This window comes from Ruminococcus gauvreauii (assembly GCF_025151995.1).
Taxonomy (GTDB): Bacteria; Bacillota; Clostridia; order Lachnospirales; family Lachnospiraceae; genus Ruminococcus_G; species Ruminococcus_G gauvreauii.
Map to the genome: position 1 here is coordinate 1,527,932 of NZ_CP102290.1, position 26,396 is coordinate 1,554,327.

Annotated in this window: 22 protein-coding genes and 2 pseudogenes; 9 read left to right on the top strand and 15 right to left on the bottom strand. The window is 43.0% G+C overall.

The window, feature by feature from the left end; genetic code table 11:
- Positions 1-376 precede the first annotated feature (376 nt).
- The 4 genes from NQ502_RS07420 to NQ502_RS07435 all read left to right on the top strand — a co-directional run bounded on the left by NQ502_RS07420 (position 377) and on the right by NQ502_RS07435 (position 7,118).
- Positions 377-1,861 (top strand): type I restriction-modification system subunit M, encoded by a 1,485-nt coding sequence (locus tag NQ502_RS07420; protein WP_028527552.1) that lies wholly within the window; start codon positions 377-379, stop codon positions 1,859-1,861.
- Positions 1,854-3,035: a restriction endonuclease subunit S gene (locus NQ502_RS07425; protein WP_049898035.1), complete on the top strand. Its 1,182-nt coding sequence runs from the start codon at positions 1,854-1,856 to the stop codon at positions 3,033-3,035. The genes NQ502_RS07420 and NQ502_RS07425 overlap by 8 nt, the downstream gene beginning before the upstream one ends.
- 10 nt (positions 3,036-3,045) lie before the next feature.
- Positions 3,046-3,648, top strand: coding sequence for a DUF6602 domain-containing protein (locus tag NQ502_RS07430; RefSeq protein WP_028527553.1), 603 nt, complete (start codon positions 3,046-3,048; stop codon positions 3,646-3,648).
- A 98-nt stretch (positions 3,649-3,746) separates the two neighbouring features.
- Positions 3,747-7,118 (top strand): DEAD/DEAH box helicase family protein, encoded by a 3,372-nt coding sequence (locus NQ502_RS07435; RefSeq protein WP_028527554.1) that lies wholly within the window; start codon positions 3,747-3,749, stop codon positions 7,116-7,118.
- 22 nt (positions 7,119-7,140) lie between these two features.
- Here NQ502_RS07435 and NQ502_RS07440 read toward each other — a convergent pair.
- Both NQ502_RS07440 and NQ502_RS07445 read right to left on the bottom strand, forming a co-directional pair.
- Positions 7,141-8,242, bottom strand: a pseudogene (locus NQ502_RS07440) (site-specific integrase).
- 17 nt (positions 8,243-8,259) lie between these two features.
- On the bottom strand, positions 8,260-8,442 hold the full coding sequence (locus NQ502_RS07445) for a helix-turn-helix domain-containing protein (RefSeq protein ID WP_028527555.1): 183 nt from the start codon (positions 8,440-8,442) through the stop codon (positions 8,260-8,262).
- Positions 8,443-8,675: 233 nt separating this feature from the next.
- On the opposite strand from NQ502_RS07445, the gene NQ502_RS07450 reads away from it, so the two are divergent.
- The gene (locus NQ502_RS07450; RefSeq protein ID WP_028527556.1) at positions 8,676-9,200 is read left to right on the top strand and encodes a helix-turn-helix domain-containing protein; all 525 of its coding nucleotides are present in this window, start codon (positions 8,676-8,678) and stop codon (positions 9,198-9,200) included.
- Between the two features lie 410 nt (positions 9,201-9,610).
- On the opposite strand, the gene NQ502_RS07455 is transcribed toward NQ502_RS07450, so the two are convergent.
- From NQ502_RS07455 to NQ502_RS07485, 7 genes are all read right to left on the bottom strand, one after another.
- Positions 9,611-10,318 carry a hypothetical protein gene (locus NQ502_RS07455; protein ID WP_028527557.1) on the bottom strand — a complete coding sequence of 236 codons (708 nt, stop codon included), beginning with the start codon at positions 10,316-10,318 and terminating at the stop codon, positions 9,611-9,613.
- Positions 10,311-11,498 (bottom strand): DUF262 domain-containing protein, encoded by a 1,188-nt coding sequence (locus tag NQ502_RS07460; protein ID WP_044982978.1) that lies wholly within the window; start codon positions 11,496-11,498, stop codon positions 10,311-10,313. The genes NQ502_RS07455 and NQ502_RS07460 overlap by 8 nt, the downstream gene beginning before the upstream one ends.
- Before the next feature lie 534 nt (positions 11,499-12,032).
- The gene (locus NQ502_RS07465) at positions 12,033-13,583 is read right to left on the bottom strand and encodes a MobA/MobL family protein (RefSeq protein WP_242830214.1); all 1,551 of its coding nucleotides are present in this window, start codon (positions 13,581-13,583) and stop codon (positions 12,033-12,035) included.
- A gap of 245 nt (positions 13,584-13,828) precedes the next feature.
- Positions 13,829-14,773: a DUF6017 domain-containing protein gene (locus tag NQ502_RS07470; RefSeq protein WP_028527560.1), complete on the bottom strand. Its 945-nt coding sequence runs from the start codon at positions 14,771-14,773 to the stop codon at positions 13,829-13,831.
- Positions 14,774-14,898: 125 nt separating this feature from the next.
- A complete protein-coding gene (locus NQ502_RS07475) occupies positions 14,899-15,249 on the bottom strand; it encodes a plasmid mobilization protein (RefSeq protein WP_028527561.1) in 351 nt (116 codons plus the stop codon).
- Positions 15,227-16,327 carry a site-specific integrase gene (locus NQ502_RS07480; RefSeq protein WP_028527562.1) on the bottom strand — a complete coding sequence of 367 codons (1,101 nt, stop codon included), beginning with the start codon at positions 16,325-16,327 and terminating at the stop codon, positions 15,227-15,229. Before NQ502_RS07480 ends, NQ502_RS07475 begins: the two co-directional genes overlap by 23 nt.
- Before the next feature lie 11 nt (positions 16,328-16,338).
- Positions 16,339-16,521, bottom strand: a complete 183-nt coding sequence (locus NQ502_RS07485) for a hypothetical protein (RefSeq protein WP_028527563.1) — start codon at positions 16,519-16,521, stop codon at positions 16,339-16,341.
- Positions 16,522-16,691: 170 nt separating this feature from the next.
- Between NQ502_RS07485 and NQ502_RS07490 the strand changes: the two genes are divergently transcribed.
- The 3 genes from NQ502_RS07490 to NQ502_RS07500 all read left to right on the top strand — a co-directional run bounded on the left by NQ502_RS07490 (position 16,692) and on the right by NQ502_RS07500 (position 18,200).
- Entirely contained in the window at positions 16,692-17,141 is a 450-nt protein-coding gene (locus tag NQ502_RS07490; protein ID WP_028527564.1) for a helix-turn-helix domain-containing protein, read from the top strand.
- Between the two features lie 58 nt (positions 17,142-17,199).
- Positions 17,200-17,466 (top strand): hypothetical protein, encoded by a 267-nt coding sequence (locus NQ502_RS07495; RefSeq protein ID WP_028527565.1) that lies wholly within the window; start codon positions 17,200-17,202, stop codon positions 17,464-17,466.
- Positions 17,467-17,654: 188 nt separating this feature from the next.
- Entirely contained in the window at positions 17,655-18,200 is a 546-nt protein-coding gene (locus tag NQ502_RS07500) for a hypothetical protein (protein WP_028527566.1), read from the top strand.
- 409 nt (positions 18,201-18,609) lie between these two features.
- Here the strand turns inward: NQ502_RS07500 and guaA are convergent, their stop codons facing one another.
- Positions 18,610-20,139 carry a glutamine-hydrolyzing GMP synthase gene (gene guaA / locus NQ502_RS07505; protein ID WP_187374511.1) on the bottom strand — a complete coding sequence of 510 codons (1,530 nt, stop codon included), beginning with the start codon at positions 20,137-20,139 and terminating at the stop codon, positions 18,610-18,612.
- Between the two features lie 350 nt (positions 20,140-20,489).
- Between guaA and NQ502_RS07510 the strand changes: the two are divergent.
- Positions 20,490-21,218 (top strand): annotated as a pseudogene (locus NQ502_RS07510) (IclR family transcriptional regulator).
- 107 nt (positions 21,219-21,325) lie between these two features.
- Here NQ502_RS07510 and NQ502_RS07515 read toward each other — a convergent pair.
- The 5 genes from NQ502_RS07515 to NQ502_RS07535 all read right to left on the bottom strand — a co-directional run bounded on the left by NQ502_RS07515 (position 21,326) and on the right by NQ502_RS07535 (position 26,342).
- Entirely contained in the window at positions 21,326-22,759 is a 1,434-nt protein-coding gene (locus NQ502_RS07515; protein ID WP_028527568.1) for an aldehyde dehydrogenase family protein, read from the bottom strand.
- Positions 22,760-22,782: 23 nt separating this feature from the next.
- Positions 22,783-23,946 carry an FIST signal transduction protein gene (locus tag NQ502_RS07520; RefSeq protein ID WP_028527569.1) on the bottom strand — a complete coding sequence of 388 codons (1,164 nt, stop codon included), beginning with the start codon at positions 23,944-23,946 and terminating at the stop codon, positions 22,783-22,785.
- A gap of 163 nt (positions 23,947-24,109) precedes the next feature.
- Positions 24,110-24,673, bottom strand: coding sequence for a DUF2284 domain-containing protein (locus NQ502_RS07525; RefSeq protein ID WP_049898037.1), 564 nt, complete (start codon positions 24,671-24,673; stop codon positions 24,110-24,112).
- A 55-nt stretch (positions 24,674-24,728) separates the two neighbouring features.
- A complete protein-coding gene (locus tag NQ502_RS07530) occupies positions 24,729-25,160 on the bottom strand; it encodes a cupin domain-containing protein (RefSeq protein ID WP_028527570.1) in 432 nt (143 codons plus the stop codon).
- A gap of 18 nt (positions 25,161-25,178) precedes the next feature.
- Positions 25,179-26,342: an ethanolamine utilization protein EutH gene (locus tag NQ502_RS07535; protein ID WP_341349388.1), complete on the bottom strand. Its 1,164-nt coding sequence runs from the start codon at positions 26,340-26,342 to the stop codon at positions 25,179-25,181.
- Positions 26,343-26,396: the final 54 nt, after the last annotated feature.

Genomic DNA, 26,396 nt, shown 5'->3' on the forward strand with positions numbered 1-26,396 from the left:
GAGGACTTTTGAAGAAAAATTTGATATAATAAAGAAAATATAAATCTCCGCTGCTCTAATGGAGATTGTGAAAATTACATTTACTTTCAGATATAACGAGACATAAAAGTGAAGACTAGACAGAAGCCATAATTGGATGAAAAACGTGGTGCAGTTGAATTAACTGAATTATAAAAATACTGCATAACTTAGGCCCATAAAGACTTTGCTTTTCAATTAGCTTTGTGGATATCATTCGAATCTAAGTGATAAATTATCTACATCTAGCAATAGCAATAACACGTAACTTATGTGGGGAAAGTATTAGTACTATAATGAGTACTTGCATGAAGAAAAAATAACTTTATTGATTGAATGATAGGTTAGGAGCATTGAAATGATTACAGGAGAAATTCGCAACAAGATAGACAGAATTTGGACGGATATGTGGGCGGGAGGTATCACCAACCCGCTTACCGTTATTGAGCAACTTACATATTTAATGTTCATTCGTTCCTTGGACGAAAAGGATTTAGAGGCCGAGCAGTTTGAAGCCATCAGCGGCGAGAAAATGCCTAAGATTTTCCCACAGGATGACGAAGGACAGGCAATGCGTTGGAGCAAATTTAAAAACCGCGACCCTCGTGAAATCTATGAAATTGTTGGGCAAAAGGTGTTCCCCTTTATTAAAGCCATTGGCGATAATGAAACCGAAGAGCAAACTGCCTTTTCCCGTTACATGAAAGATGCCATGTTCCTGTTCCCCGAAGGGAAAAAACAGCTTTTACAGAAGGTTGTCACGGCATTGGACGAACTGTATGAGCATGATATAAAAGACAAGGATATGCTGGGCGACCTCTACGAGTATATGTTGGGTAAGCTGGCCACTGCCGGACAAAATGGGCAGTTTCGTACCCCCAAACACATTCGTGAAATGATGGTGGCACTGGTGGCTCCTACCCCCGATGACCATATCTGTGATCCTGCCTGCGGCACTGCGGGTTTCTTGGTGTCCTCTGCGGAATATATTCGTAAGCATTTTGAGAGCGATATGACTACCGAACAGTGGGAGCATTTTGCAGGCAAGGCTTTTACCGGTTTTGATTCCGACAATACCATGCTGCGTATTTCAGCAATGAACCTGATGCTCCACTCTATTACTAACCCTGATGTGGACTATCGGGACAGCGTATCCAAGCAAAATGAGATTTCCTCACGCTATGATGTGATTTTAGCCAATCCGCCCTTTACCGGCACGGTGGACGCGGAGAGTATCAACGACAATCTAAAAGCCGTTTGCAATACCAAAAAGACTGAACTGCTGTTTTTGGCGCTCTTTATCCGTATGCTGAAAAAAGGCGGTCGCTGTGCCTGTATCGTTCCCGATGGGGTGCTGTTTGGCACCTCTAAAGCGCATATTGCCATCCGTAAGGAGCTGGTGGAAAACCATCACCTGCGGGCGGTAGTGTCCATGCCCAGCGGTGTGTTTAAGCCCTATGCGGGGGTTTCCACCGCCGTTTTGGTATTTACCAAAACTGGGGCAGGCGGCACGGACAAGGTTTGGTTCTATGATATGAAGGCCGACGGTTTCTCCTTGGACGATAAGCGCAGCGAAATCACTGAAAACGATATTCCTGATATTCTCACCCGTTTTACAAACTTGGAGGGAGAGGCGGACAGAGCCAGAACCGAGCAGAGCTTTTTTGTGAATAAAGAGGAAATTGCAGACAATCAATATGATCTTTCCATCAACCGCTATAAAGAGGTGGTCTATGAGAAGGTAGAGTATGATGCGCCGTCTGTGATTTTAGATAGGCTTGCCACGCTGAACGCAGATATCGCCGCCAAAACCGAGGAGTTAAGGGGGCGGATTAATGAGTAAATGGAAAATGGTAAGGCTGGGGGATGTTGTTGAAAAACCTCTGAGCGGCGAATGGGGAAATGAAGATAAAACTGGGACTGGAGTTCCTGTTTTACGCACAACTAACTTTACAGATGAAGGAATCATTGATTATACGAATGTTGTATATCGAGAAATTTCTCCAAAAAAATTTGAAAAAAAAGCACTTAAATATGGTGATATTATTATTGAAAAATCAGGGGGGAGTGATACAAAACCCGTCGGGCGAGTGGTTTATTATGATGGTGCTCCTAGACAGTATATTTATAATAATTTTACGGCATCCCTTAGAGTAAATACTGATGCTGTAGACAATCATTATGTATTTTTATTTCTGTTTTGTTACTACAAAAGTGGAATTACTGCTCGATTTCAAAACAAAACAACAGGAATCCACAATCTTAGACTAAATGATTTTTTAGACCAAGTTAAAATCCCCCTTCCGCCCTTAGACGAGCAAAAACGTATTGCCAAAAACCTTGATCTTGCCAGCGAAATAGTCAAAGGTTACAAGGAGCAACTTACCGAGTTGGACAAGCTACTGCAGTCGGTGTTTTATGAAATGTTTGGAGACCCGGTGATCAATGAAAAGGGGTGGGATAGAAAGCCATTGTCAAAAACGACTCAAATTGTTACCGGAAACACACCGCCACGCAACTGCAAAGATAACTATGGACATTGCATTGAATGGATTAAAACAGATAATATTACAGATGCATTATATGTTACTCAAGCATCCGAATATCTATCTGAGCGCGGCGCAGAAATTGGACGCCTTGTTAATGCAGATGCTATTTTAATGGCGTGCATTGCAGGAAGCATAAGAAGTATTGGTCGTGTAGCAATAGCAAATAGGACGGTGGCATTTAACCAACAAATAAATGCGGTTATTGCTAATGAGTATGACACACTTTTTTTGTATTGGCTATTTAGAATGACCCCAAGGTACATTCAAAGCACTATTAATATGAGTTTGAAAGGAATTTTATCAAAAGGAAAACTTGAAAAGCTTGTTTTTATTGTTCCTCCCCTCTCCCTACAAGCTCATTTTTCTTCTATTGCCACCGAAATCGAAGCCCAAAAAGTACAAATACAACAGGCACTAACTGAGGCAGAGAATCTGTTAAGCAGTTTAATGCAGAAATATTTCGAGTGAGGTGATAGTTATGCCAGACGATATCACCTTAGTGTTTGATGAGTATACCGAGCAACTCCTATTCTGTAAATATTTTATCGCGAATAAGCTAAACCATAATGCAGAAATGGGACGTTGTGGAAAAAAAATTCTAATCAGTGAATTGCGTGGCCGATTTCAGATGCTTGAGTTTGTCACTGGTTTTGTCGTTGTGCGGGGAATACAAAGCCCGCAATGTGATATTCTGGTTTGTAGAAAAACAATGCATCGCAGGCAGTTAGACGGGGGGCTGTTTCTTGTCAATCCAAGAGATTGTTTAATGACTATTGAAGTAAAAGGGAATTTATCCACAACAGAATTTAGAGACACAATTACTAAAAACCAATTTTTTAAGAAATATACAGAAACAGAGCACATTAAATTAGCACTTTTCGCATATCGGACTAATATTGCAAAGAGCACCTTGTTTGAATACTTTGGTTACAAATACAAAAAAATTACGAAAGCATATGAGAGGCAAGACCTACAAGAGCAACTTCTGTTAGATAACTTTGTTTGCTTACATAGAAATACTCCGGCTAGTGATGACCGGAGTAAACAATTCCTGTTTTTAAAGACGGCCAAGAGCCACTGAAATATGTTTTGTCGATTGACTACCCAATTACACGCAGCTTTTTTGGATTAATTGAAGCAATGCAAGACTAAAAAAAGATATATGTGCGAGGTGATACCATGTCAAACTTCAGTTTTCTAGCAACTCAAAAAGAATACACCCTCTTTGCTGCTGCCTGCATAGAGGCCGAGCGAGTACTGTCAACCTCTCCCGCTATGGCGGCGGTAGGCGCGCGAAAAGCCTTGGAGCTTGGCGTTAAGTGGGTATACTCCGCCGACAGCACCATGCAGACGCCCTACAAGGACAATCTGCAATCTCTTATCCATGAGCCGACTTTCCGTTCTGCCCTCGATCATCAGACATGGGGCAAGCTGCCATTTATCATAAAGCTGGGAAATTTGGCGGTACATACCGAAAAACAGGTATCCAAAAGTGACGCCATGCTTTCGCTTTCCGGGCTGTTTGAGTTTGTCCAGTGGATTGACTATTGCTATGGTGCAAACTATGAGGAGCGAAAATTTTCCGAGGCACTTATTCCAAGTGAAAAAATTTTAGTAAATGAGAAGGCAATCAAAGAACAGCAGAGTATCATCGCCCAAAAGGATGAGGAAATTGCCCGCTTACAGGCACAGATTGCCGCACACTCCCCGCAGTTCATGGAACTTAAAACAACTGAAATGCCCCAGCGAAACTTTACGCCGGATGATCTTTCCGAGTTTGCCACACGCAAGAAATATATAGATGTAGATTTGAAGCTGTTGGGATGGATTTTCGAGGGTGAAAACAAGGATTGTATCGAGGAATATCCAGTAGAAGATATGGCAGGCGTGGACGGTCAGCTTGGCTTTGTGGATTATGTGCTCCTTGGCAAGGACGGGAAGCCCCTTGCGGTGGTGGAAGCCAAGCGCACCAGCAAAGACCCTAATATTGGCCGCCAACAGTGCAAGCTGTATGCTGACGCCATTGAGCGCAAGTGTAAGAGAAGACCTCTGATGTTTTGCACCAACGGCTTTGAAACCTACTTTTGGGATGACCAGAGCTATCCGCAACGCTTGGTCAGCGGTTTATTCTCTAAAAGCGACTTGGAAAAGCTTATCAACCGCCGGGACGAACGCCGGGAGCTTAGCAGCATTGTCATTGACGACCGCATCACCGACCGCTATTACCAGAAAGAAGCAATCCGTGCGGTTTGCGATAATATTGCCACGGGACACCGAAAAAGCCTTTTGGTAATGGCAACCGGCACAGGAAAAACCAGAACGGCATCCAGCCTCACCGATGTGCTTTCTCGTGGCGGGTATATCACAAATATTCTTTTTTTGGCAGACCGTACAGCGCTGGTGAAGCAGGCAAAGAACGATTTCAAGAACTATTTGCCTGATATGTCACTTTGTAATTTGCTGTCAAACAAAGATGATAAAAACGCAAGGATTGTGTTTTCCACCTATCCCACCATTTTAAATGCCATTGACACCGCCAAAACCGAAGATGATCAGCGGCTTTTTACCCCTGCTCATTTTGACTTAATCATCGTGGATGAAGCGCACCGCAGTATATTCAAAAAGTATCGTGCGATTTTCGCCTATTTTGATTCTCTTGTGGTGGGGCTGACAGCCACACCGAAAACCGATGTAGACCGCAACACCTACGATTTTTTTGAGATGGAAGCAGGTGTGCCAACCTACGCTTACGACTATGAAACCGCCGTGCAGACTGACCATGTACTGGTTCCTTTTTATAACATTGAGGTCACCACCAAGTTTTTGGAGGAAGGTATTGTATACGAAGAGCTGTCTGATGAGGACAAGCGGCGGTATGAGGAGGATTTTGCCGAAGATGACGGTGGATTGCCTGACTTTATTCCCTCACCAAAGCTCAATGAATTTGTATTTAATGAGCACACGGTTGATATGGTACTGCAAGACCTTATGACTAAAGGCATCAAAGTGGAGGGCGGCGACCGCATTGGCAAGACTATTATTTTTGCCCAGAACAAGAAGCATGCTCAGTTTATCCTTGACCGCTTTGATGTGCTCTACCCTCAGTACAAGGGGGATTTTGCCCGCCGCATTGTTTGTGAGGATACCTTTGCACAAACGCTGATTGATGATTTTAAGCAGCCCCATAAGCCGCCGCAGATTGCTGTTTCGGTGGATATGATGGACACCGGTATTGATGTGCCGGAGGTGGTCAATCTGGTGTTTTTCAAAAAGGTGCGATCAAAGACGAAGTTTTGGCAGATGATTGGACGAGGCACCAGACTGTGTAAAAGCCTTTCTTGCATGGACTCAATAGATGGTGCTTATAGTGATAAGCGGCGCTTTTATATTTTTGATTATTGCCAGAATTTCGAGTTTTTCCGTACCAACGCCAATGGCATAGAGGGCAGGGAAAACCAGACCCTTTCGGAAGCAATTTTTGCAAAACAAGTACGGCTGATTGCCCTTCTGCAAGAAGCGAGTTTCGGGGATGAGAAGCATGGTGCTTTGCGAAAAGAACTGGCGCAAATTCTCTGTAATCAGGTGGCTACACTCAATACGGAACTGGTATCTGTTCGCTTGCAGTTGGGAACAGTGGAGAAATTTAAAGTTTTAGCTGTATTTGAGAAAATCAGCGAACAAGACAAGCATGACTTGATTCACCGCCTAGCGCCGCTTGTCTATAACGAGGAACAGGACGAGTATGCAAAGCGTTTTGACAATTTTATGTATGGGCTGATGTTGGCAGCATGTGAATCGGCATCTATGTTTAAAAAGCTAAAGGCTCAGCTTTGCAATTTAGCCAATGACCTTGCGGGGCGTACTGCCATCCCGCAGGTGAAGGCTAAACTTCCATTGATTACCACGATATCCACAGATGAGTTTTGGACAAACTGTGACCTGTTGAATTTAGAACAAGTGCGCGCAGAACTTCGTGGGCTTATCAAATTTACTATTGATGAGGGCAGCGGGCAACGAACGGTTTATACTGATCTGACAGATGTGGTGCTTGCTGCAAAGGAAGGCGAAAGCATCGGGGAAGCTTATACCTTTGAAGATTACCGCCTTAAGGTCAATCGTTATATTGAACAGCACAAAGATGCTACCGCTATCTGGAAACTACGTAATAATGTAAAGCTGACAGAGCTTGACTATCAAACACTGTCTGATATTCTAACCAAAGAACTTGGCAACAAAGACGACTACAAAAAAGAGTTTGGTGACACGCCTTTTGGACTGCTCATCCGCAAGATTGCAAAGCTGGAGTATGAAGCCGCTATGCAGGTATTTTCTGGGTTTATCAATGAGCAAGGACTGAATCAGCAGCAAATTGTATTTGTTCATAAAGTGGTGGACTATGTGGTGCAAAATGGGTATATTGAAAATGCCACAGAGTTGATGAAACCGCCTTTCGATAAGCCACAGAGTTTTATCAAGCTTTTTGCTCCGCCTGAGCAAGCGAAGCTGGTAGCTCTGGTTAACCTTATAAAAGAGAATGCTCTTATTGCTTAGAATTTTATCTTTAAAAAAAGAGTTACACTGAACGGTGTCTGGTATCTATATAATTCAAAATTTTGCTGTGATTCATATAACGCAGGAATACGGAAACCACTTTAAATTGCACAGTTTGTTTATAAAGTAAATAAGCAAAAGGACTTTGGATAAATACACGTCCAAAGTCCTTTTGCAATAAATTATTTTTTGTCGTGACCTTGACATATGGGTGCCTCAAATCATGCACGCGAATTCGTTTCACTCCGGATACTTTTGATCCTCTGTTCATTTCATGATGCAGATAAGATTTGGAAATCGTAAAAATTCTTTCATCTTCCTTCAGTCCGTAAAGCATTCCCACATAATCCTGCATTTCATCACAGATAAATTGTGGCATCTTAATGGTTCTGTTACTTTTAAATGTCTTTGGAGGTGTGATCACATCTTCCCTGTTTAATCTTTGATAAGACTTGTTAATCCGCAGTGTATGCGTTGTAAAATCAAAATCTGCCGGTGTCAATGCAAGTAATTCTCCCATTCGGATTCCGCACCAGTAAAGCATCTCAAACGCATAGTAGGAAACTGGTTTATCCATCATCACATCTGCAAATTTCAAATACTCTTCTTTCGTCCAGAACAACATTTCCTTATATTCCTTTGATGCTATATTTCCGGCTTTCTGTGCCGGATTGGAAGGAAGATGATAAAAATCGACTGCATGATTGAAAATAGCACTTAACTGGCTGTGGATTTTCCGCAGATACGAAGAGGAATACCCTTTTCCGTTCTCTCTTTTAAATGCCAGCAAATGATTCTGCCATGCAATCACATCTCTGGGCTCAATCTCTCCTATCTTTCTCTCCCCAAAATACCGAAGGATTTTCGTTCTGACGATATTATTCTTAGTTCCCCAGGTGTTATCCCGGATGCGTTCTTGCTTATCTTCCACATAGATTTCATAAAAACTTGCAAATGTCATATCCAACTTTACATCATGCTTTAACATCTGTTCGTTCTCACATTTGAGCTTCTCGTTTTGTCGAGAATCCTCGTTTGGAAGTTTGTTTTGTTTTTCCTGTCCAATCGGTATAACGATAGACCACTCGCCACTTTCCAGTGGCATTATCTTTATGAATGCTCATACAAGTTCTCCTTTCTCTTACGCTTCGCTGTAGCATATTCTTTTGCGGAAATAATTAATATTCACTCTGCCTGCTACTGTAAGATAACCCATCTGCTGTAATTCTTCATTCAGCTGTTTGACGACCTTATAAGCATAAGACTTTGAAACTCCCATTTCCTCTGCAACTTCTTCTACTGTCATAAAACTTCTGTTCTTCACATCGCATCTCTCCTTTCTGTCTTAACCCAATTTGTTTAGGTTACTACATTTGCATGATACTAAACATTTTTATTTAAGCCAAGTGGTTTGATGAGAATATTAAATTTTTTTGTTTAAGTTCTTCTTGCTATCTAAAATCGCTCATGCTATACTGAACCTAAACAGAATTGTTTTATTTTCTGTCACCATTAATTATGGCAACACGAATGACCACTATAAGGAGGCAAACAAGAATGGCAATCGGACAACGTATCAAATATTTTCGTAACCGTATCGGCATGACACAAAAGCAACTCGGAGAACAACTAGGATTCAAGGGAAAAACCTCAGATGTCCGCATGGCTCAGTATGAATCTGAAGCCAGAGTTCCTAAGATTGATCTTGTAAAACAAATGTCTCAGATCTTTGATGTCAATACTCATGCTTTAACAGTGCCAGATATTGATACTCATATAGGTCTGATGCACACACTATTTGCACTGGAAGATATGTATGGTCTGAAGGTAAAAAATGTAGATGGACAGCCTCATTTCTGCCTTGACTCTTCCATATCTACTCCTGGCTCATCTGTCGATGAAATGCTTCATGCATGGATGGAACAGGCTGACAAATTGGAAAACGGTGAAATCAGCAAGGAAGAATATGATGAATGGAGATATAGGTACCCTGAGCTGGATACTTACCAGAAACGTGCCAAGGTACCATCTCAGGAACTGAGTGATTACCTCGTAAAAGAATTGACTAAAAAAGAAAAATAAAAGAAGAGAAAAGAAAAACCTTACCGATATTCAGTTTTTACTTCTGAAAATCAGTAAGGTTTCTTTATATACGTTATGAAATAAAATTTTTATTTTGGGAATAACCACAAAATGTTGCCATTTTGTTGTCAATCGCTAAACAAATTTGTTTGTAACCCGCATAAATACTGCGTTCTTGTGATTGTGTGGATTATTCAAACTCTGGTGCGGATGGTGTGGCTGTTAAATTTTCATTACATCTTTACGTTCTTTTATTACCATATTGTCTATATTTTTTGTCAATTTTCTCTGGTATAGAATTATTAGAGCCAAAATAGAGCCAGTGCACAAAGAAAAATGAAGGCCTTTATAACCATGTCGCATGGCTAAATATGTGAATATTTGATTTCTCGCCTTATTGAACAACGCTGTTACTGTGGATGTATCACAGCAATATCGGTAAGATTATCAATTGCTTTTTCTAACGCTATTACATACACTACCGCATCTAAATAAAAGTCACGTATATTTTCAAAAGTATCCGAGAGACCATTTATGTAATCATGTGCTATTTTATTCCTACGCAATTTCAAATTTAAAAAAGCAGTTTCTCCTGAGTTGAACGTCTCGCTTAAAAGCCTATCTCGTATATCTACATTTTTTGCATATTCACGTTCATATTGCTCGCCACTACTAAGCAATGGTGTTAATCCGTCAACAATACTTTGATAACTCTCTAGACGACTTGCCTGTTCATTATTGAAAAGTGTTTCCAAACCGCATTTAAAAACAGCTCCTCCAAACAAATCATAAAACCCAGTTGCATCTAAATTGACCATCCCTGTAGCTGGATCTTTTGTGTGAAACTTTGCAAACATTCCATCTGTTATAGGTTTATTTTTTCTAGCACAAATTTGCATTAGCGAATTAATTTGCGGAAATGAGGTGAGCGGAGATAGCGGAAAATCAATAAAGTTTTGACATCGCTCTTTTATATCCCGTTCAAACGTACTTGCAATTGACATCACATATACTTTTGGATAGTTTTGCATGATAAGTTTGTCTGTTTTTATTATCCTTGAATCTTCTTCATACTCATCAATAAACTTGTCCAATTGGTGGTATGCAGAATTACTCATCGCCCTTCTCCTCATTCATCACAATTATCTTCTCTGCTCGTTTAATACGACTCAAAATACTTTCCTTTGATGACGAACCGGATAGCAGATATCCAACAAACTCTTCATCATTCTTCAATTCTTCAAAACTAGCTTTCTCTATTTTCCCCCTTACCAATGAGTTGTTATGAAAACTTTTTTTACAGACCGCAACAAAAACCGACTCAAATAATGTTTTTGAAAATCTGTTGTTTCTGAAAAAAGCCTTGTCTCCTAATTCCGAACAAGCTTCAATAAAAGAAAGAAAGATATTACGCAAATAAATTATATGCTCATCTTTAAAATTCTTACTCTTTCTCGAAAAATTATTAAGAAAAGAAACCATTTTGGGAGAGTATTCATCCCCATCTTGCAAAAGAGCAAGCGATCTCAAAATCAATTCAATATCATTACTTCGTAAGTCTTGTGATGCTTTTCCAAACAGTTTTCTCCAGCAATCCTCATCGTTTAATTCCGTAATCATTTTGTAAAATTCACAATAATACAAAGATGCCCTTATTTCTTGATGGTTCAATGGTGTTCCACCAGTATTAAGTCGATTAAAAATCTCAAACATTGAAGAACTATTGTCGTCCGGTTTATTTTGTCGCACAACAACTGTACGAAGATATCTGCGTAAACGAAACTTGATCTGTGAATCTTTATCGAGTGTTAAAAACTTACTACCATGATATCTGCTTTTATTCTTGTCATCCTTTTCATTTAAATCCAAAACGAAGTCTTTAAATATATTATTATTAGCTAATAGACCATCTAACTCACTACTTTTTATACTATCGCGAACCACTAGTCGGGAATCTGAATTTTTAGGAAATCTCCCCTTTACAAAAAAGTATATTGATAATAGCCTTTGCTGCCCATCAATGATTTTATATGTTGTATTCTCATCACCATCTGAATAGAAAAACAATTCAGGTACTGGTAATCCGAGAATAAGAGACTCAACTAGCCTAGAAGCTTTTTTTATATCCCAAACAAAATTGCGTTGGAACATCGGTATTTCAATAATTCCCGAGTCAATCATGTCCACTATATTAGCTGGCGTTAAATCACGAGGACTTGTTGTAATGTCGTATTCCACTATATCCTCCCCTTCAGCATAGGCTTCATCTTCAAAAAATGCATCCTTACTAATTTTCATACTAATCTTCTCCTTAATATTTTATGTTTTTGTGTACTAATTATTCTTCCTTCATAGCAAAACTTTTAAATACTCTTCCTATTGCTCATTTACACACTCTGTAGCGAACCATCTTCGCCACCTTATCAAGACGATTCTATTGGCATTTCAAAGTCTCCTGCTCATAGCATACAGTAAGTAATTATAGCGTAGGTGATCTTAAATTTCTATTGAAGCCGCCCTAAAATAGTCTTGCTTCAATTTTATAATTTCCTTTTCTGAATAATGTACAAAATTTAATTTACACAATAGATTATTATATTTCATAAGTTCTAATGTCTAAAATTCCATATCGAAACTGAAATTTAACATATACCTCGTTCAAATTTTTTGCTTACTATAATAGTAATATTTTACCATACCCCATTTTGTTTTACTATCACTTTCAAAAACAAAAATGTGTAACATTCCACCACTCCACGCCTACATTACTAATACATAATTTCCTCCAACACATCTTTCTCTGCCGAGTGTCTAATAATATTCATTATTCCCTTATCTTGCCCCTCTGTCTCGCTTCTGTACAGAGGGGCGGTTACGTTCTCTTTGTTTTATCTGTTCTTCATGTTGTTTTAGCCTTGCACGTATGCTTCTCGGCTGTTGTTCTCTCCCCTCACCATATGTCCGTTCCCAATCACTAACATTGCACTTATACCATTCATATTCAGCTCTTGATTTTTCATATTCTACCAGAAATGCCCTCACATTCTGATAACCATGAGATGTGACAATATCAGTCAATCTCTGCTTCATTAATTCTAGTTGCTCCTTTGCCTGTTCAATTTCTCCCTGCAGTTCTTTGCGTCTTTTTTCTTTGAAAATCCCTTTACATTCCTGCAATTCCGTTTCCAGATTTCTGAGGTTTTGCTCTTTCTGGAAGATTGCCTTATTCTGCTGTTGTAGCTTCACATGGATTTTTTCCAATCTTGGATATTCCTCCACACGAGCAGACTTCTTCGGTCTAGCCGGGATTTCCTCCTCTACCACTTCCGTAACCTTCTCTGTTTGCTCTGACCAATTTACAGATGATATCTGCTCCGGCTTCGTTGATTCCTCCTCCACTTTCTTTACAAACTTCTTGGGCAAGTTAATTACCTGTGTGATCAGAAGTTCCAACACCCTAATTGCCATCAAAACAATATTTGCAAACAAATCTGGCTGACAACCAGACTGTCGGATAGATTGATTGGCTTTCCTGCCAATCTCAACCTTTCTGACCTCTATAATCTTCTGTTCTGGCACCCCACTTACCAATGCCCTATCAACAGTCTGATTCCACCTTTTTCTCTGTAAATTATCAGCTTTTACCTGTTCTGCTTTCGGATTATTCTTTCCAATCTTTTTCATCGGAAGATACGCCCCATTGCGGTCAAACATCTTTAATTTTTCTTTATCATCTCTCACATAGATATTGACGAGATCCGTATAGGACTTCTTTACTTCATCCAAAAACCCCTCACTTTTAAATCGGCTGTCCTTGATTGTAAAAATCTTCTGTTCGTATACCTCACCTTTAGGAATAATTTTGCATCCTGCCCGCATCTGACCGCTATCGTCCAATATTTCCTTTTTGGTTCTAACGTGCTTTCCATTTTCATCATAGAGCATATTTCTGGTAGCAACTTTCTCCTTTGGCATACCCAACAGCTTACGTTCAGAAAAAATAAGATGGATATGATAATTTGTTTTACGTTTATTATGGTGCAATGCTGCGATGCACTCCACACCATAATTCCGTTTGAAATGATTTGTAAATATTTCCAATAGTCCACTCGGGACATACTCTACAAAACTCTCTGGCAGAGCAATAATCAATTCTCTGGACTCAATACACTTTCCCTCCGTCCCACTTTTATTAAATTCTTCTTGATTGCACTTTGCCAATTCACTCCAAAATTTTCGGTCTGTAGTTTCATAAACAGCATACAGATTTTCCTGTCTGGCATGGCTGGATATATAGTTAATTCTACCTTTCAGATTTGTCAATTTCGACATCTGTATAAATGAATTTCTTGCTATAAGCAACACCTCTTTCCTGCACTGCATCGTGGTTCAACTGCCACTGTGAGTGGGTGCATAGGCACCCGTTTACGAACCTTCCCGCCTATCGGCGGCTAGCTCCCAGCAGGGCGAAATACCCGAAGTACAAAACGAAGTTTTGTGCGTAGGGTGTATTTCGCTCTCAAACGCCGAGGGCTTAAAGAAAGTAGTTTCTTATTGCTGAGAGATGCCACGACTTATTTCTTTTTTCGGCGGGTCCGCCGCTTTATTTGCCCGTAACCGGGCAAAATTCAATCTCCATACATATCATGCTGCACCCTTGCCATATAATAGCTGCCCATAGTCGATACAGCGTTATATAGGCTTGTTATCAGCATTGCTTTAATATTCCTTACCTCGGTTATATTATGAGCCAGACAGTCTAATACATAGCGTATATGCCCTATATTCAATTTCCGAAACTGTGCTTGAACCAGATAAGTCTGCCGTTCCTCTTTGTTTACACGTATGGTTTCCTTTGTTGTTGTCAAAACCTCTACTGCCAGAGAGACAATTTCATCTAACTGCTCTGCCTGATATGGCATATCCAATCGTATCGCATCGTAATCAATCTGCTTTTTAAATTGTTCCAATTCTTCCTGATACGATAAGATTGAATATTCTTTGTTGATAATCTCTGGATAAATCTTTGTATTTGTATCACACGCCCCGGCACGACCTGTCTCCATTTTTCCTATGGTTCTATCATTGTTTTTGGCAGCAGGTCTCCCCAAAATTGGTGACATGGATTCATTATCACCTTGTATTGGGTTTGTTAATTCCTGCAATCTCCCCGGTATCAATTCCAGATACATTACATTATTCACACTTCGCCCATTGATTTTTAGATCACGAAATTCTCTTCGTATAACTCCCAATTCTTCTAGTGCAACGATTGCTCTTGCCGCTTGTCTCTTTGAGATTCCAAACTGGTCTGATATTTGCTGATAGCTTCTTTGCAGTAAATCTCCATGAAACTTCTTCTGTAACCTTGTTGTCTGCCCGGTCATTTCATCTCTGACCTCTGTGGGGCGATACCAATATACAATATCTGCTAATATCATAATTGCTTCTACATATGGTTTACCAGTTGGCTTGACGATTGCCCTATACCAATTCTGTGGAATCACATTTCCTGTAATTACAATGCCAGCCATTTGATCTACGATAGTATTCTGAGAGGAACAGATTGCCAAGTCACCGCCCCCTTTCTGTTTTGAATTTTCGATTGTATCTGCCTTTTCTTCGTGCTACAATACTCTTGTCCAGAGATGCATCATGCATTTCTAAGGCTCTTGTATTTACGGATGCAAGGGCTTTTTTAACGCTCATTGTTCTTTTCCCCTGTACTATTTTTACGAAAACCCTCTAATATTTCTAACATACTCCTGATCGGTGTCAAAAGTTCAGAATCCATCTCGTCAATAGATGTCAGCCGTTCCAGTTCTTTTTCAATATGCTGCAGTTCTCTTCGGAACGTCACAAGCATGAGTGGATTCCCCTTTGCAATTACCTGTTGATGGAGAACGCTTTGAATAATATATTCCAGCTTAGTCTCTGCACCGGATAACTTCACTCTCATATTCAATTCTTCATTTTCTTCGGGTGATACCCGGAAAGCTACAGTAAGATTGCGCCACCTGTTTTTATCATCTTTCTTCTTTTGGGACATCTAATATTTCCTCTCTTTCTGCTCCTAATTTTTTTGCCATCTCTGTCTGTACTGTTGGGAAAAGATGTGCATAGCGGTATGTGACCTTTATGCTTTCATGCCCTAACCTCTCTCCAATTGCCAATGCGGAATATCCCATATTAATCAGCAGCGAAACGTGGGAATGCCGCAAGTCGTGTATGCGGATTTCCGGCACTCCTGCCGCTTTTGCTCCCCTATCCATCTCATGGTGGAGAAAACTCTTGCTAATCTGGAATATCCTGTCTGTGGGGCGATACCCATACAAACTGTCAATATACATCTCCATTTCTTCTGCCAGAAAATCCGGCATAAAAATTGTTCGGTTACTTTTTTGCGTTTTTGGTGTTCCTATGTGGTCTTTTCCCTCTAACTTCTGAAATGTCTTATTAATTCGTACCGTCTGTTTTACGAAATCGAAATCTTCTCTTGTAAGAGCCAGCAATTCCCCCTCTCTTATTCCACACCAGTAAAGCATTTCAAACGCATAGTATGACCTCGGTTTATTTGCTACCGCTTCAATAAATCGCTGAAACTCTTCCTTTGTCCAGAATTTCATCTCTTTGCCAAACTGCTTTCCCATTGTTCCCGCCTGTCTGGCTGGGTTAGCGGAAAGACCGTAAAGGTTTACCGCATGGTTAAAGATTGCGCTTAACTGTGCATGAATGGTGCGAAGATAATCCTGTGAGTGACCTTTCCCTTTTCCATTTTTGCAAGAAATCATTTCATTCTGCCATTCTATAACGTCTACTGCTGTAATCTCTTTGAGTTTTCTATCCTTGAAATAAGGGAGAATCTTTTTCTCGACAATATGCTGTTTTGTCAGGAATGTACTTTTCTTTACTCTTTTTTCTTCATTTGCCATATACATTTCTACAAACACGCCAAAACTCATATCCAGATTACGGTCTTTCTTTAGATCAAACTGCCGTTCCCATTCCTGTGCATCTCTCTTCTTCTCAAAACCGCTTTTGTGCTTCTGTTTTCGTTTCCCGGTGTAATCGTAGTAATAGCTATATGCATCCCACTTACCCGTCACTTTATTTTTATGAACCGACATTTCCACACCCCCTACTCATTCAATCCGTACATCCTTTCCTTGAAATATTTCCTGCTGACTCTGCCGGGAATAATCTGATAGCCTTTTTCGGCAAGTTCTTTGTTGAATTGCTGGATTAGCTTATAGGCATAAGGTTTCGACACATCCAGCATATCCACCACTTCACTTGCATTAATAAATAAGTTTTTGTCCATACATTATCCACCTTTCATTTTATTCGCTAACATTTCATTATTGAAATGTATATCTGTATTATAAGATTTCATTTATGAAATGTCAATAGTTTTCATTTCATTTTTGAAATGTGTGTGGTATACTGGTTATACTTAGGAAATGTACATATATCTTGAAAGGATGATAAGTGATGACTGTTGGTGAGAAAATCAGAAAATTCAGAACGGAACAGAATCTACTACAAAAAGATTTGGCGCAAAAATGCCGCATGAGCGAATCCGCCATAAGAAACTATGAATTAGGCAACCGTACCCCCAGCCCGAAACACCTTGAGGTTATTGCTTCTGCTCTTGGGGTGAGTGTTTTCGCTATTTCTGAACCAAATTTAAACAGTGAACTCGGTGTCATGCACGCTTTGTTTGAAATGGAAGAAAACTACAATCTGAAAGTGGTGGAAGAAAACGGAATATATTACTTACAGGCTGCTCCCAAAAAGAGCGGACAAGCCAGCATATCAGACCTTGTTATTGAATGGGGAGAAGCAAATAAGAAGTATCAAGCTGGAGAAATAACTGAGGAAGAGTATGCTAAATGGAAAAATACATTTCCCGAAAGCATCGCTTTAAATAGGCGTAAGTGAATATAATAAGAAATAGCAAATTGAGATTTATATAAATAGATCAAGAAAGGATGCCATTATGGAAAATACAAAAAAAAATCTTATGCAAGAACTTAGGAATATTCCGAGTGAATTTTTAGATGTAATTACTCAGGTTATCGAAAACCACGAAAATGAAGTTATAGCGCATATGCGTAATATTTCTATTATTCATACTACTGACGCATTACTTGAAGCCAAACAGACAGATGAAAAAATCATTTTACTTCTTCAAAAACATTATGATTTGCGAAGAAGCGAAGCTGAGAAAGCATTAAAACAAGCAAAAAATCGTTCAGCAAAATAAATACTCCATTAAAGATGTCATAACGCACACATTATAGAAAAATAATTACATATCTCCTCTCGCAATACCTTAGTGATTGATGGAGTTTAAATAAGTAATAACTTTCAGCTTATAGAGCTATGAAAATTCCAGTTTATAAAGATAATGAACGGCTAGAAAAGGTAGAAGTCAATAAAAGGCGGTAGTAAATGGAGATAACCAAAAATTTAAAGGATTTTGTTAATATTTGTAACACCTGTACTTATGAGGCTGAAAAATCACCAAAAGACGCCTCTAAAAAATTAGCACTCGATTTTAGAAATATTTCAGAATGGGAAAAAATAAATAGAAAGATTGAAAATAATAGAGAGCCAATTAAATTGTATGATGTAAAAAATAATTTGAGTTTTTATATATGTTTAAAAAAAAGAAATATAGAAAATGAATATGTTTTTTTATGGGATAAAAACATTGTTGCAAAACTAAATGTATGGGAACCACTATCCGATAAAGATATATTAAGTCAAAAATGGCATATTTTGATTAGCGTGTTAGCTTTTCTAGATACAGCTGCAAATGATCCTAATTTTATAAAGTATGGTGGAGAAAAAAAATACGCCAAATTTAAAAATATAGAATCCATTTCATTTAATGCTGATGATTGTAGATATCTAAAGTTTGATGGTAGAATTCAACCATATACAAGCAAACCTATGAAAGAATGGCTTGGTAAGGCGCTTGATTTTAGTAAATGATATTTTTTACAATTGCCAATCTGTAAATTCTAGCTTGTGGATAACAAGGGAAATAAAATATTGCATCCCTCATTTGACGGGGTGAAAAATCACAGTTTTCATGGAGGTAACAAATTTGAAAGATTATCGAGTATTTTCTAAGATTATTATAGCGGTATGCATTTGCTTGCTTATTGCAACATTAATTAACTTCTTTACTGGAATCATTAATTCGACGATGCCCGGAAGTAGTCATGTACTTTGTTCTGGGGCATTTAGCCTCTGCATTTATGTAACAATTACACTGGAAAAGAATAGAATAGAGAAAGCCGGATAAACATATTACAGATTATCTTACTAAAATCTTACTTTTCGGGCAGAAGAAAACCCCGCAAGCCTTGTAATTACTGGCTTGCGGGGTTTTAACCCTCTACTCAAACTCAATCGTCCCAGGCGGCTTACTCGTCAAATCATAAAATACCCGATTCACACCCTTCACCTCATTGATAATCCTGCTCGTCACCTTAAACAACACCTTATAAGGAATCTCTGCAGCCTCAGCCGTCATAAAGTCACTCGTCATAACGGCGCGCAGCGCCACCGCGTGATCGTACGTCCGCTCATCGCCCATGACGCCGACCGAGCGCATGTTGGTGAGTCCTGCAAAATACTGTCCCAGATCCTTGTCGATGCCTGCCTTCGCCACTTCCTCGCGATAGATGGCATCGGCATCCTGCACGATTCTGACCTTCTCCGCCGTGACTTCACCCACGATGCGTACGCCGAGTCCGGGGCCCGGGAATGGCTGGCGGAATACCAGGTATTCCGGAATGCCAAGCTCTAAACCTGCCTTGCGCACCTCATCCTTAAAAAGCAGGCGCAGCGGCTCGATAATCTCTTTAAAATCCACATAGTCCGGGAGACCGCCGACGTTGTGATGGCTCTTGATGACCGCCGATTTTCCGAGACCGGACTCGATCACATCCGGATAAATGGTGCCCTGCACCAGAAAATCCACGGAGCCGATCTTCTTCGCCTCTTCCTCAAACACGCGGATAAACTCTTCGCCGATGATTTTCCGCTTCTTCTCCGGTTCGGTTACACCGGCAAGTTTTTCATAGAAGCGGTCCTGTACATTGACGCGAATGAAATTCAGATCATAGTCGCCTTCCGGTCCGAAGACAGCTTCCACCTCGTCGCCCTCATTTTTGCGGAGCAGACCGTGGTCTACGAAGACACAGGTCAGCTGTCTGCCGATGGCTTTCGACAGCATGACAGCCGCCACCGAGGAGTCAACGCCTCCGGACAGCGCGCACAGTACCTTACCGGTACCCACTCTCTCACGGATGCTTTTGATGGAATCTTCCACGAAAGAATCCATTTTCCAGGTGCCCTCACAGCCGCAGACATCATACACAAAGCTTGAAAGCATCTTCATGCCTTCCTGCGTGTGCATGACTTCCGGGTGAAACTGCGTCGCATATAACCTGCGCTCCGGATTTTCCATCGCAGCCACCGGACAGACGGGCGTATGGGCCGTCACCCGGAATCCTTCGGGAGCAGCGGAAATATAATCCGTATGACTCATCCAGCAGATTGTCCGCGGAGAAACGTCTTTAAACAGCACGGAATTCTTATCTACATCAACCTCGGTTTTACCATATTCACTGACTGGTGCGGTCTCGACCGCACCGTCCAGCAGATAGGACATCAGCTGTGAACCGTAGCAGATCCCAAGAATCGGAATCCCCAGATCAAAGATTTCTCTGCTGTATCTCGGCGAATCCCCGGCATAGACGCTGTTGGGTCCCCCTGTGAAAATGATCCCTTTCGGATTTATCTCTTTTATCTTATCAATACTTATGGTATACGGATGAACTTCCGCATACACGTGACATTCTCTGACTCTTCTCGCGATCAGCTGATTGTACTGTCCGCCGAAGTCCAGGACGATGATCATCTCTTTTTCCACGTGTGTTCCTCCTGAATTTTTTTCATTGGAATGCTCCGGGCACCCCGAACTCACTGAATGTTTCAAGGATGGCAGGCAGATCTGCCCGCCGTTTTATCTCACAAAACGAACTTCACCACCCTGAGGGGTATGGTGTCCGCTTCGTTTCCTGTTCATAATCTTTTGCCTTTTCTTGAACATAATACATTATAGAGGAAAGCAGATATCCTGACAAGGAGAATTTACGCTTTTTATTGACACGAAAATTACATGCTTTTACAATAGAAGAAACAGATTGACAGGCGGTACGCAAAACGGGGGTGTTGCTGTTGGACGATAATGTAAGAGTTGTGGACAGGGTGTTTGATATCATTGAGGAACTGGCATGTTCGAGTGCGCCGATGAGCCTCTCCGCCATCTGCAGGGCGACAGGGATGAGCAAGAGTACGGTGCACCGGCTGCTCTCCTCCATGTGTGCACGGCAGTATGTGGAGAAGCATCCGGACAATACGTATTCGATCGGCTATAAAATGATAGAGACTGTCAGTTATCACATCAACAGTCTGGAGCTTCTGACCGAGGCGAAGCCATTTTTAAATGACATGCTGCGGGACCTGGGGCTGACCTCACACCTTGGAATTCTGGACGGCTGCGATGTCGTATATCTGGAGCGTATGGATATCTACCCCAGCACACGCCTCTACACCCAGGTTGGGTATCGGTCTCCGGCATTCTGCTCTTCCATGGGAAAATGCCTGCTCGCCTGTCTGTCCGGAGATGAGCTGGATGATGCTCTCTACCTGTGCGATTTTAAACAGTATACCCAGAATACGATTACGGATGTCCGAGAATTTAAACGGTATCTGAAGATCGTGCGCAAACAGGGCTGGGCCATGGATAACTAGGAGTATCAGATGGGACACCGCTGTGTCGGAGCCCCGATCTTTGATTACCGGGGTGCTCCCGTGGCGGCAATCAGTGCAAGCGGTTCCATCAAAAGCCTGTCCGATGACAAGCTGGAAATGGTGATCTCTCAGGTCAAACAGGCGGCCGCCAATATCTCCCGCCGGATGGGTTATGTCCAGTAACATATATATCATAACAACACAAAAAGTGCTTTCCACACAGGTATTTCCCTGCGCGAAAGCACTTTTCGCGTAAAAACATATGATATAAAAGAAGTTATGAGGGGGCTTTAGATAATATTTTTCAGCACGATGGTCTTAGTCCTGGTCACCTCGTCGAACGTCGACATCACGCCTTCTGTGCCGATGCCGGAATATTTGTAGCCTCCGAACGGCATCTCGAAGCTTCGGAAGAAGCTGGCGCCGTTGATGACGGTCCCGCCGCACTCCAGTGCGTTGCATACGTACATTGCCTTCTTCATATTTTCGGTGAACACACATCCGCAGAGACCGAACCTGGAGCTGTTCGCGATATCGATCGCCTCCTCCGTCGTCTTGAATGTGATGACCGGAACAACCGGTCCGAAGATTTCCATATCGGTCGCCACATCGGCGGTCTTCGGCACATTTCTGATCACGGTGGGCTCAACAAATGCTCCCTTTCGTCCGCCCCCCAGTACGATCTCGCCGCCCTGCCGGACTGTGAGCTGAATCTGTTTCTCCACTTCAATCGCCGCCTTTTCACTGATGAGGCAGCCGATCTGAGTACTCTCATCGGAAGGCATGCCCTGTCTCAAGGCTTTGATCTTTGCGACTGCCTTCTCTGTAAATGCTTCTGCAAGACTTTCATGGATCAGGAACCGCTTGGATGCACAGCACACCTGTCCCGTGTTGTACATACGTCCCCAGATCAGTTCCTCAGCGGCAAGGTCGACGTCTCCGTCCTCCAGCACGATGAATGCATCGTTGCCGCCGAGTTCCAGTGCGATGTGCGCCAGATGGTCTGCGGCTGTCTTCGCCGTCTCGATACCCACCTCGGTGGAGCCTGTCAGGGTGATCGCATGAACGTCCGGATTACCGCACAGCCATCCACCCACTGTTGAGCCGCGCCCGGTCACGATCTGAATCGCGCCGTCCGTGACCCCTGCTTTTACCAGAAGTGCCGTAAGTTTACATAAAGTCAGCGGATTGTCGGTGGATGGTTTTACAATCGCCGCATTTCCGGCGAGCAGCGTCGGAGCAATCTTCTGGTCAAAGAGGTCGCACGGGAAGTTGAACGGGATCACGCAGGCGATCACACCGATCGGCTCGCGCTTCGTGATCAGTACATGTTTTTCCTGCCCTGCCTCCATGCCGGCGGGGATCGTCTCTCCGTAGAGATGTTTCGCCCGTTCGGAAAATGCTCTGAACGCGATCGGAATATTCCCGATCTCCCCCCGCGCTTCCACGATGGGTTTTCCGGTCTCCGCCGAGAGTGTCTGCGCAAGATCTTCTTTTTCAGCGTCAACCATATCCAGAAATCTGTACATGATGTCAGCCTTCTCATGCACCGGAACCTTTGCCCAGGTCTTCTGTGCCCTGACCGCCTCCGCTACCGCAAGGTCGATATCTTCCTTCGTCGCGGCCGGAACGGTGTCGATCACCTCTCCCGTTGCCGGATTCGTCACCTCAATCACCTTACCGTCAGCCGCATCCACTTCTTTTCCGTTAATGATCATTTTCATAATAAATATCCCCTTTCTGATCTCTACTGTTCAAATCCTGTAAATGAAAGCATCAGGCCGCCGCATGTATTTAAACCATCTGCTTCGAAACCATATTCACCAAAAGTGAATTCCACGATAAACGGCACATCCCCCGCCGCCTCTTTGATCTGTCTGGCAACCTCATCGATCCGTCCGTCGATTCCTGCCCGCCGCCCGCCGCAGTGTACCAGATGGTAAGCGCCTGCCGGCCGTTTCATCCGCTCTTTCAGTTCATTCAGCGTCTTACCGGTGGAGTCGATCAGTTCATTCACGTCAGCCTCCATACGAATGATCGCCGTGCCCTCTGCCAGGTTGTTGCCGATCGCCATGGAACCGTCGTCATTGCCGTTCATCGGATGACGGATCGCCACCAGGTCACCGAGTCTGTCCTTGACCCCGAGCGGTGAGACGATCGTCTCTGCCAGAAGCGCTCCGCCCTTCAGCTGTTCCGCATCCATGCCTCTCCACGCGGCATATTTCTCCAGCGCCGGTATCCCGTCGATCTCAGCCAGTGTGCGCTTTCCATCCACTTTCGTGATGATCCCGATGTCCTTCGTCTCACGGTATGCGCCGGTAAATTTATTTTCCATGCCTTTTGCCGTATAGAAGAATGCAACCGCCACGCCGTCTGCAAATACGCCCCTGTCGGTAAATAATTTCCAGTTGCCGGAGATCGTGTTGTCTGCGGCGCTCCCGCCGAAGAACGGGACCCTGCCAATCACGTTCGTGATTCCTTTCAGATAGAACTCCTCCTCTCCCGGAGGTGCCACCATGTAAAAATAATCCGGCGCTCCCGTCTTTCCTGCCCGCTCCATCGCAAGAGCCGCCGCCTTCTCACCTGCCGCCTCCGGACCATCCGTTTTTTCGACCGCCGCCACTCCGACACACAGATTCTCGTCCGTCATCCCCATGATCCCGACAAATCCGTCATCGCCGCCGACAAACCCCTCCGGGGTGATAACGCCGGTGAATGATGTGTTCCCGATAACCGGAACTCCCGGAAGCTCATCGGCGATGCCTGCCAGCATATCGTCCAGATCATAATCACAGCTCGCGTATACGAATGCCATTTTTATTTGTTCCAACCCGTTTTTTACTTTTTTTGCCGCCTCGGCGCCTGCCGTTTTTGCACATGCATTTGTACTTGAACCCGTCGTTGCTTTCATCGTAAATACCTCCTCCTGTTTTTAAAAACTACCAATACATTCTATATTTTCCATTATAGTTTATTGGATTTTCAATACAATCTCCGAATCCCGCCACGCGAAACGGGTGTTCCGCATAGCGGAACACCCGTAATCTTCTTTTATTTATGCAGTTTTAACAAAATCAGACCAGCCCCGTCCTCACAAACAACGCTGCAACAGCCACATCATACTCGGGAAGACCATCAGGACTCCACAACAGCCGGATGTCCATCAACTCCCCAAGCATTTTTCCGAAATCAAACCCGAAGGCTGTCAAGGAATATCGCCTGTCCTGCGGATGACGACAGTTACCTCCTGTTTCCCTCGCACACTTCCCGCATAGGATACAGCGCCCCGCCCCCATGCATTTGCTGCCGGGCAGCCTTTTCTCCAGTTCCAGCAGGGTAAGCAGCAGCTCTCTTTTCACCTTCTCATAAGTCTCCCGGCGGATCCGTTCAGTCTGCCTGGCGGTCGCTGCCGCGTCTCTTTGCTCCTGCGGATAGATGACTTTCACCGCAGTCAGAAAGGCCTCATCATAAGGCTCCAGATAACACGCCGCATCCGGTATCCCCGGAGGGCATGACCAGACCTTTCCATAGTGCGGGCAGGCGCAGCATGACTGCTGCACCTGTCCGGAATTGCTGTAGCATGACAGGAGAAGTTCTTTGGAAACTCGCCGAACGGCAGTCTCAGTGCAGTATCTCATTTGCTTCTCACCTGTCCTTTCGCTGACTCAGCGTTTATGTAATACGGCAGAAGTACTATTGCCAGTCTGCCGGATATACAAAATAAGCATATCTCGCCTTTGACGGCGTCTGAAAATGAATGTGGCTGTTCTTCGGAATATAGATGATCTCTCCGGGGCCCGCGGACACCACCCTGCCGTCAATCTCGATCTCCAGGATGCCGTCGATGACCATGTCATACTCATCATACGTCAATGTCCATTCAAAGCTGGTGTGATCCAGTTCCATGATCCCGCAGCCCATTCTGGGCGCCTCGTCAAGCGTCACAACATCTTTCAGCGCCACGCCTTCCTGTTTGAACGGTTCACATTTGACGGTGTCCGTCTGAATCCTGATAATGCCGCTCGGATCTTTTTCTTTCACAAAGTCCTCCTGAACGGCTGGTTTTGAGGACTCCTGCAAAACCTTCATGACAATTTCCCGGATTAACTCTTCACTGACATTCATAGGCTGCAATTCCTTTCTCTATTCTTCATCCTTCACCTTGTTAACAGAATCCTGAACCTTGGACAAAAGCTTCGGTGCCAGGATATTCGCCAGTATAAGTGCCGTGATACCGGCTACCAGCTTGCCGACGATAACCGGGAAGATCATTTCAGAATTCACGCCGGCGGTAAAGCCCAGATGATCACCGAATACAAATGCCGCACTGACTGCAAAGGCAACGTTTAACAGCTTGCCCTTTGCGTTCATCTGATCCATGATGTTGAACATTGCAATATTATTAGCAAGTGTTGCCACGAGGCCAGCGGAGCCATTTTCATCCATGCCGAACTTCTTGCCGATCGCGTTCAGCGCCTTGCCGAACGTACGTGTGATCCAGAGTACCATCGGGAACGCACCGATCAATACGATGGCGATCTGTCCGCAGACCAGAAGACCGGATTCCAGAGGGATCACCCCGTCAGCATCAGCCTCCACCATGATGTTCATCAGCGGAAACTTGATTCCTGTCTGATACTCGAAGACCGCAACTGCAGTGAAAAATGTGATGACAATGGTAACGCCCGTACCGAATTTATTAAACCCGCTGATCATCTTATCCGGAATGAACCACAGCCCAAGCACGATCAGGGCGGCGATAATGATAACCGGAATCAGATTGACAAGGATTCCCAGGAAGTCCATTTTGTACTGTGTCAGATTCATGACCAGACCGCCGACGATACAGCCGATCGGTATGGTGATCATACCTGCCAGAATACCTGCGCCCAGGAACGGACGGTCTTTCTTTTTGATGATGGACAGCGCAACAGGGATGGTAAATACGAGTGTCGGGCCCATCATGGTTCCCAGAATCAGGCCGGAGAAATTGCCGACTGCTTCCGTCTCTGCGAGCTGCATTGCCAGTGGATATCCTCCCATGTCACATGCCAGCAGGGTCGTCGCGAACATCGACGGGTCTGCGCCCAGCAGCGTATAGATCGGAACAATGATCGGCTTCAGGATAATTGCGAGGACCGGAGCTGCCGCAACAACACCTGCCATGGCGATCGCCAGCGGTCCCATCGCATTGAAGCCCTCATCGAACTGCTCGCCATACCCTTTTTTATTTCCGCGTATCTTATCGATCGCTCCTACGATCATGAAGATCATCATGATAAAAATGATAACGGAATTGATCGATATGCCGCTTACCCATTCCTTAATACTTTCTGTAAAAACTTCCACGTTCGTAATATT

Excerpts from the sequence above, each read along its gene's own strand:
- NQ502_RS07420 (WP_028527552.1), top strand. The coding sequence starts at position 377 with ATGATTACAGGAGAAATTCGCAACAAGATAGACAGAATTTGGACGGAT.
- NQ502_RS07425 (WP_049898035.1), top strand. The coding sequence starts at position 1,854 with ATGAGTAAATGGAAAATGGTAAGGCTGGGGGATGTTGTTGAAAAACCT.
- NQ502_RS07430 (WP_028527553.1), top strand. The coding sequence starts at position 3,046 with ATGCCAGACGATATCACCTTAGTGTTTGATGAGTATACCGAGCAACTC.
- NQ502_RS07435 (WP_028527554.1), top strand. The coding sequence starts at position 3,747 with ATGTCAAACTTCAGTTTTCTAGCAACTCAAAAAGAATACACCCTCTTT.
- NQ502_RS07450 (WP_028527556.1), top strand. The coding sequence starts at position 8,676 with ATGGCAATCGGACAACGTATCAAATATTTTCGTAACCGTATCGGCATG.
- NQ502_RS07455 (WP_028527557.1), bottom strand. The coding sequence starts at position 10,318 with ATGAGTAATTCTGCATACCACCAATTGGACAAGTTTATTGATGAGTAT.
- NQ502_RS07460 (WP_044982978.1), bottom strand. The coding sequence starts at position 11,498 with ATGAAAATTAGTAAGGATGCATTTTTTGAAGATGAAGCCTATGCTGAA.
- NQ502_RS07465 (WP_242830214.1), bottom strand. The coding sequence starts at position 13,583 with ATGCAGTGCAGGAAAGAGGTGTTGCTTATAGCAAGAAATTCATTTATA.
- NQ502_RS07475 (WP_028527561.1), bottom strand. The coding sequence starts at position 15,249 with ATGTCCCAAAAGAAGAAAGATGATAAAAACAGGTGGCGCAATCTTACT.
- NQ502_RS07480 (WP_028527562.1), bottom strand. The coding sequence starts at position 16,327 with ATGTCGGTTCATAAAAATAAAGTGACGGGTAAGTGGGATGCATATAGC.
- NQ502_RS07485 (WP_028527563.1), bottom strand. The coding sequence starts at position 16,521 with ATGGACAAAAACTTATTTATTAATGCAAGTGAAGTGGTGGATATGCTG.
- NQ502_RS07490 (WP_028527564.1), top strand. The coding sequence starts at position 16,692 with ATGACTGTTGGTGAGAAAATCAGAAAATTCAGAACGGAACAGAATCTA.
- NQ502_RS07495 (WP_028527565.1), top strand. The coding sequence starts at position 17,200 with ATGGAAAATACAAAAAAAAATCTTATGCAAGAACTTAGGAATATTCCG.
- NQ502_RS07500 (WP_028527566.1), top strand. The coding sequence starts at position 17,655 with ATGGAGATAACCAAAAATTTAAAGGATTTTGTTAATATTTGTAACACC.
- guaA (WP_187374511.1), bottom strand. The coding sequence starts at position 20,139 with ATGATCATCGTCCTGGACTTCGGCGGACAGTACAATCAGCTGATCGCG.
- NQ502_RS07515 (WP_028527568.1), bottom strand. The coding sequence starts at position 22,759 with ATGAAAATGATCATTAACGGAAAAGAAGTGGATGCGGCTGACGGTAAG.
- NQ502_RS07520 (WP_028527569.1), bottom strand. The coding sequence starts at position 23,946 with ATGAAAGCAACGACGGGTTCAAGTACAAATGCATGTGCAAAAACGGCA.
- NQ502_RS07525 (WP_049898037.1), bottom strand. The coding sequence starts at position 24,673 with ATGAGATACTGCACTGAGACTGCCGTTCGGCGAGTTTCCAAAGAACTT.
- NQ502_RS07530 (WP_028527570.1), bottom strand. The coding sequence starts at position 25,160 with ATGAATGTCAGTGAAGAGTTAATCCGGGAAATTGTCATGAAGGTTTTG.